This is a genomic window from Curtobacterium sp. B8 (assembly GCF_000333315.1).
GTDB lineage: Bacteria > Actinomycetota > Actinomycetes > Actinomycetales > Microbacteriaceae > Curtobacterium > Curtobacterium luteum.
In genome coordinates this window covers 1-5,833 of sequence record NZ_BACW01000613.1, presented here as the reverse complement: position 1 = coordinate 5,833, position 5,833 = coordinate 1, and the positions used below count along the sequence as shown (strand labels likewise).

Sequence of the window (5,833 nt, the reverse complement as noted above, 5' to 3'; positions counted from 1 at the left end):
CCCGCACCGCGCCGTACCTCGCCCTCGTCGCGTCGGGATGGGCATCACGCGGGTCCGCGCCCTCCTCGAGGACACCGACCTGCGCCCGGGCGAGGCCACCGTCCTGCTGCGCGGGACCGACGCCGACCAGCAGTACCTCTGGGACGAGACCGTCGCCCTCGCGAACGCGACCGGCAGCACGCTCTTCGCCATGGTCGGGCACCGCGCGCACTCGCGGGAGAGCTGGATGACCGAGGAGGACGTCCGCCGCGGGGTCACGCTCCGGTCGGTGTTCCCGCGGCTGCTCGAGTCCGACCTGTACGTGTGCGGACCGCGGGTGTGGTCCGACCTGGTCGTCCGGGAGGCGCGGCTCGCCGGTGTCCCCGAACACCAGATCCACCAGGAACGGTTCGAGTGATGCGCGCTCGGGTGATCGCCGGCGGCATCGTGTCGTCGGCGGCGGTCCTGGTCATCGGCTGGCAGCTCGGCGGGCAGCCTGCCGCGACGGTGTCCCGGTCCCAGGCGGCGACGTCGGGTGGCACCAGCAGCGCGGACAGCGGCAGCACGGCCGGCGGCAGCGCCGGCAGCGGCAGCGCTGCGGCCACCGGCGGCAGCGGTACGAGCGGCAGCGGCGGAAGCAGCAGCAGCGGCGGGGCCGGTAGCAGCACCGGCAGCTCCGCTTCCGGGTCCGCGTCCGGGTCCGCGTCCGGTGCCGTCAAGGACGGCACCTACACGGGGCAGACCGTCCAGACCCAGTACGGGCCCGTCCAGGTGCAGGTCACCGTGGCCGGCGGCAAGCTCACCGACGTCACGGCCCTGCAGCTGACGAACAGCGACGGCCGGTCCGTCATGATCAGCCAGCAGGCGGCGCCGATCCTCCGGCAGGAGGCACTCCAGGCGCAGTCGGCGCAGATCCAGGCCGTCAGCGGCGCCACCTTCACCAGCGAGGGGTACACCACTTCGCTGCAGTCCGCGCTCGACCAGGCGGGCTCGTGAGCGTCCAGACGTTCGAGACCATGGGCACCGTGGTGAGCCTCCGGGGCGCGACCCCCGAGGCCGCCTCCGCGGTCCGTGCGGTCTTCGCCGGCCACGACCACCGCTACAGCCTGTACGACCCGGCGTCCGTCCTCAGCCGTGTGGCGGCCGGGTCGCTCCGACTCGCCGACGCCCCGCAGGAGGTGCGGGACGTGTACGCCCTCGCGCTCGAGTGGCGTGACCGGACGGGCGGCGCGTTCACCCCGCACCGGCCCGACGGCGTCGTCGACCTGTCCGGCGTCGTGAAGGCGCTCGCGATCCAGGAGGCCGGGGCGGTCCTCGACCGTGGGTCGTCCGACTGGCTGATCGCGGCGGGCGGCGACGTCCTCGCCCGCGGGCGGCTCGTCGGACCGGACGGACCTCCCGAGCCCTGGAGCGTCGGCGTCGTGGACCCGGCACGCCGGGACACGGTCGTCGGGGTCGCCCGCCTCGAGGGCACCCGACGCGCCGTGGCCACCTCCGGGACGGCCGAGCGGGGTGAGCACATCTGGCGCCGCTCGACGCCCGCGTTCGTGCAGGCCACCGTGATCGCGGACGACATCGTGACCGCGGACGTCCTGGCCACCGCGGTGGTCGCGGGGGACGCGGACGACCTCCGCGCGCTCACCGCCGACGGCTCGGTCGACGTCCTCGCGTTCGGGGTCGACGGCACGGTCTGGGCGACCCCGGGGGCCCGGTCCGTGGTCGAGCCGGCGGGCGCGACCGGTCCCTGACGCGGTCGGCAGCGGCCTGGAGGGGCGGCTCGCCGCCGCCACGGCCGGTGCGCGACGGGGACGCGCGCCGCTGGCAGCGCCACGCTGTCAGGGCTACGGGCGAGGCACGACGCGACCCGCTGCCTCCAGGCCGGTGCGTCAGCGCGGCGGGGAGCGCGACGGTGTCAGCGCGACGTGACGGGCCGCGTCCGCACCGGCGCGAGCAGGTGCGTCAGCGTGACGGCGACGAGTGCGCCCGCGGCGATGATCGCCGCCAGCACGACGACCTGGAACCGTCCGGCCTCGATCGGCGACACCCCGCCGAACACCGCGCCGACGAAGGCGCCGGGCAGGGTCACGAGCCCGGTGGTGCGGGTCTGGTCCGTGCTCGGGACCATCGCGGCGTGGACGGCCCGGCGGACGAGGGTGGCCGTCGACCGGCGGGGCGTGGCCCCGAGGGCGAGCCAGCCCTCGACGTCGTCCCAGCGGTCGTCGACGAGCTCCACGAAGCGCCGGCCGGAGAGCGTGGCGCTCGTCATCGCGTTGCCGACCACGATGCCGCCGATGGCGAGGACGTACCGCGGGGTGAACTCGATGGCGCCGGTCACGAAGACGACCGTGAGCGCGGCGCCGATGCCGATCGCCATCGACACGGCCACGGGCAGCAGCCGGTCGCGCAGCGTGCCGAGTCGCCGTGCCGCGGTCGTGGTCGCGACGCCGAACATGACGACGAGCGCGACCGCGATCCACGCCGGATCCCGGATCACCCCGGTCAGGACGACGCTGAGCACCGCGAGCTGGAGGGTGCCGCGGAGGACGGCCAGCGCGGGCGCCCACGGCGACGGGGCCCGGGCGAGCAGGAGCACGGCGGTGGCCAGGGCGACGAGCACCGCGACGCCGAGGAGCGTCCTGAGCAGCACGTCGACGTCGAGGGTCACGGCGGCGTCGCCCCCTCGAGCCGGGCCTCCTCGGCGTCGTAGCCGGCGCGCACCTGGCGGAGGACGAGGTCGTCGATCTCCTCGGCGTCGCGGAGCCGGAGGAGCGTCGCGGCCTTGTGCTGGACGAGGGCGAGCTCCAGGGCGACCGCGGCGTCGTGTCGCTGCAGGGCCGGGTGGTCGTCGTCCTCGGCTTCCTCCCGGGCCTGGATCACGTCGAGGTGTGCCTCGTAGTCCTTGCGCACGCGGTCGACGGTGGCACGGTCGGCGCCGGCCGTGCGGGCGAGGCGGGGGAGTGCGTCGAGGGCCTCCTCGATCGCGGTCCGCTCGGCGTACCGGCGCTCCTCGCCGACCGACTCGTCCTCGGGGAGCGCCGCACGGCGGAGCACCGCGGGCAGCACGAGCGCCTGTCCGACGATCGTGAGCACGACGACACCCGCGGTGACGAAGACGATGAGGTCGCGGTCCGGGAACGCTGCGCCGGACTCGAGGGTGCGCGGGACGGCGACCGCCATCGCGAGCGAGACCGCGCCGCGGAAGCCGGCGAAGCCGCTGACCAGTCGGTCGCGGTGGCCCTCCCGCGGTCGGCCGCCGGTGCGCCGGGTGACGAGCCAGATCGTGCCCCCGGCGGCGTTGAGGAACGCGAACCGCACCACGACGAGCAACACGGCCACCGCGGCGATCAGTCCGCCCGCGCGGAGCAGTTCGGTCGGGTCGAGGGCCCGCGCGGCGATCATCGCCTCGATGCCGACGAGCACGAAGAGGGCGCCGTTGAGCAGGTACGTCAGGAAGGACCAGAACGCGCGCACCTGCTGCCGTGTCTCGGCGCGGTCGAGCTTCGGCGCGACCTGGCTCACGACGATCCCGGCGGTGACGACCGCGAGCACCCCGGACGCGTCGACCGCCTCCGCGCCGAGGAAGGCGACGAACGGGACGAGCAGGGTCACCAGGTTCTGGAGCACCACCGACTCGACGCGGCGGAGGACGAGGGTGCCGACCCAGGCCGCTGCGAGGCCGGCCGCGACCCCGCCGACGTACGACAGGAGGAGCATGCCCGAGACGCCCCAGACCGTGAGCTGCTGCGTGCCGACGGTCACCGCGACGGCGATGCCGTACACGACGAGGGTCGTGCCGTCGTTCACGAGGCTCTCCGCTCGGAGCACGGTGACGTTGCGACGGGGGAGCATCCGCGTGAGCGCCCCCACGGCGGTCGCGTCCGTCGGGGCGACGGCGGCGCCGAGCACCCACGCCGGCCCCCACGGGAGCCCGAGCAGGTGGAGCAGCGCAGCCACGGCGCCCGCGGTCAGGACGACGAGCAACGTGCCCATGAGGACGATGCCGCGGAGGTTCTTCCGGATCTCCCGCAGCGACGTCGTCAGGCTCTCCCAGTAGAGCAGCGCCGGCAGGAAGAGGAGCAGGACGGCGTCGGCGGGCAGCTGCACGTCGGAGAACTGCGGGACGAGCGCGAGCCCGGCGCCGAACACCAGCAGCAACACCGGCGGTGCGACCCGGATGCGGTCGGCGATGCCGGCCGTCACCGCGATGGCGAGGCCGAGCACGACCACCAGTTCGGGTCCGAGCACGCATTCCTCCTCGTCAGGCCGACACCCCAGTCAACGCGGTCCGCGCTGATCGCGTCGCGGTGTCCGCGCTCAGCGCACGAGCCGAGCACGCCAGGCCACGGTAGCGTCGGCCGCGTGACCGCTCGAACCGACCGCGCCGACGATGCTGACCATCTCCTCCCGCTCGACGTCGTCGAGGTCGGGAACCGCCTGGTGGTCCCCGACCTGCACCGTCCGGTGGCGGCGGTGATCGAGGACGGCGCCGTGGTGCGGTGGTTGACGTGGCCGTCTGCGCCGTTGCCGGAGCGTGCCGTCGAGGAGGCCGCGGCCTGGCCCACCACCGAGGGCATCTGGGTCGTGTACTCCTCCGACGGCATCGACGGTGGGTCTCGCACCGCGGTGCACCTCGACCCGGACCGCGTCGGGGCGGCCGTCGACCTCGGCGACCGGCGTGTGGTCGGCGCGGACAGCGGCGGCCTGTGGCTCGCGGATCCTCGCGACGCGTCGGAGTGGATGGCCGTGAGGACCGAGGACGGCCCCTTCGACGAAGACGTTCCGGCGTCCTTCGCCGCGGCCGACCCCCCGTGGGCTGAGGTCGAGCCGTTCTGGCCGGACCCCGAGACGTGGACAGAGCCCGAGGACTCCGAGGACTCCGAGGACTCCGAGGACTCCGAGGACGACGGTGGACCGGCGGCCGATGCCGAGCGGGACTTCGACGGCTCCGACGACCCCGACACGACGGTGGCCACGAAGTACCAGTGGACCATCGGGTTCGCCGACTGGGCCGGCGACTCCGACGGACCCGTGGAGGACGAGACCGATGCCGACGGCTCGGACGACCCCGGCCCGCCGTCGCCGACCCCGCCGACGGACGTCGAACGCATCGCGCCCGACGGCACGCGCACGACCATCCGGGTCGACCACCTCGTGGAGCGGGTCTCGGTGGAGGGCGACACGATGACCCTGCGGTTCCACCGGACCGGTCCGGACCTCGTTCCTGCGGAGGACGGTGGCCGCGACGTCGTCTACCGACCCCGGGAGGTCGTGGTGGACGTGTCCGCCGGTCTCCCGGCCTCGGTGGACACCGACACACTCGACTCGTCGCCGCTGGAGGACGCCGCGGAGGACGACGCCGCCGACCTCGAGTGGGAGCGGTCGATCGAGGAGCGCGAGGCACGTCGGGCGCCGTGGGTCGAACGGCTCGACCTCGAAGGCATCGACGGCAGCCGGTGGCCGCTGTGGGACCGGGACACGGTCAGACGGGAGCACAGCGTCGCCCGGCTCGTCGAGCAGCTCACGCACCTCGACGCCCCCGCGATCACCTGGACGCGCGGCGTCGACGGTGTGCGTCGGATGCGGAGTGACTACCGCGACGTGCACGTCGAGGTCGAAGGAACGTTCCCCGACACCGCGGTGGTGGTGTCCTTCGAGCACACGGCGGTCCCGTTCCTCCGGCTCCGTCGCCGCTTCCGAGTGTTCGACGACACGGGTCGACCCGTCGGCCACGGGTACGTCGGGGTGTACCTCGACGAGGACGTCACAACCGGACACATCCCGCCGCGACGTGACGCGGTCGACGGCGTCCTCGACATCTGAGCGGACCGGCACCGGACGGGATCGACGGACGGGA

Annotated in this window: 5 protein-coding genes and 1 pseudogene; 4 read left to right on the top strand and 2 right to left on the bottom strand. The window is 74.3% G+C overall.

The window, feature by feature from the left end:
* The 3 genes and pseudogenes from I59_RS16615 to I59_RS16605 all read left to right on the top strand — a co-directional run.
* A pseudogene (locus tag I59_RS16615) lies at positions 1-397 on the top strand (oxidoreductase); the annotation flags it as partial.
* Positions 397-975 (top strand): FMN-binding protein, encoded by a 579-nt coding sequence (locus I59_RS16610; RefSeq protein WP_022904838.1) that lies wholly within the window; start codon positions 397-399, stop codon positions 973-975. The pseudogene I59_RS16615 and the gene I59_RS16610, both read left to right, overlap by 1 nt.
* Complete coding sequence (locus I59_RS16605) at positions 972-1,727, top strand: FAD:protein FMN transferase (RefSeq protein ID WP_022904837.1); 756 nt, start codon at positions 972-974, stop codon at positions 1,725-1,727. The genes I59_RS16610 and I59_RS16605 overlap by 4 nt, the downstream gene beginning before the upstream one ends.
* Positions 1,728-1,891: 164 nt before the next feature.
* Here I59_RS16605 and I59_RS16600 read toward each other — a convergent pair whose 3' ends face one another.
* Positions 1,892-2,644 carry an ABC transporter permease gene (locus tag I59_RS16600; RefSeq protein ID WP_022904836.1) on the bottom strand — a complete coding sequence of 251 codons (753 nt, stop codon included), beginning with the start codon at positions 2,642-2,644 and terminating at the stop codon, positions 1,892-1,894.
* Positions 2,641-4,224, bottom strand: coding sequence for a Na+/H+ antiporter (locus I59_RS16595; protein ID WP_022904835.1), 1,584 nt, complete (start codon positions 4,222-4,224; stop codon positions 2,641-2,643). The genes I59_RS16600 and I59_RS16595 overlap by 4 nt, the downstream gene beginning before the upstream one ends.
* Before the next feature lie 114 nt (positions 4,225-4,338).
* Here I59_RS16595 and I59_RS16585 point away from each other — a divergent pair, with 114 nt between their 5' ends.
* Positions 4,339-5,799, top strand: a complete 1,461-nt coding sequence (locus tag I59_RS16585) for a hypothetical protein (protein ID WP_148286289.1) — start codon at positions 4,339-4,341, stop codon at positions 5,797-5,799.
* Positions 5,800-5,833: the final 34 nt, after the last annotated feature.

Bases quoted from the DNA above. Each gene is read 5' to 3' on its own strand.
- I59_RS16610 (WP_022904838.1), top strand. From the start codon at position 397: ATGCGCGCTCGGGTGATCGCCGGCGGCATCGTGTCGTCGGCGGCGGTC.